Source organism: Bacillus cereus (genome assembly GCF_015071065.1).
GTDB lineage: Bacteria > Bacillota > Bacilli > Bacillales > Bacillaceae_G > Bacillus_A > Bacillus_A cereus_BA.
Genome location: NZ_VOVA01000103.1, coordinates 1 through 326, shown reverse-complemented (window position 1 = coordinate 326; position 326 = coordinate 1). Strand labels below are relative to the sequence as shown.

Here is a 326-nt window from a genome sequence, read left to right as displayed (position 1 = left end):
GGTTCTGGTGCAAAGATAAAATAAAAGAGAATATAGCGCGTATATTTCGAGCAGAATTGTATTTTATGCTGTTAGCCCAAACAATTGATGGATGAATTCTTTCTGATTTTGAACAGACTGATCCCGTAAATCAATCTGTTCTTTTTTAATCATATGCATAGCTTCTACTCCTGCAAGAATGGATGTAGCTGTGCCAAAAGACTTGAACCCTAACATAGAACGCACACGTTTCTTAATAAAACGATGATCTTGTTCCACTATATTATTGAGATATCTAACTTGTCTTAGCTTGATGCCTTCAGGCATATGTTTTTCTTCTTTCAACG

General features: G+C 35.3%; 1 protein-coding gene. It reads right to left on the bottom strand.

Going from position 1 to position 326, the window contains the following annotated elements; translation table 11 throughout:
* Positions 1–63: 63 nt before the first annotated feature.
* On the bottom strand, positions 64–326 hold a 263-nt coding region (locus FT637_RS29750), incomplete at its 5' end, for a DDE-type integrase/transposase/recombinase (protein WP_193649264.1).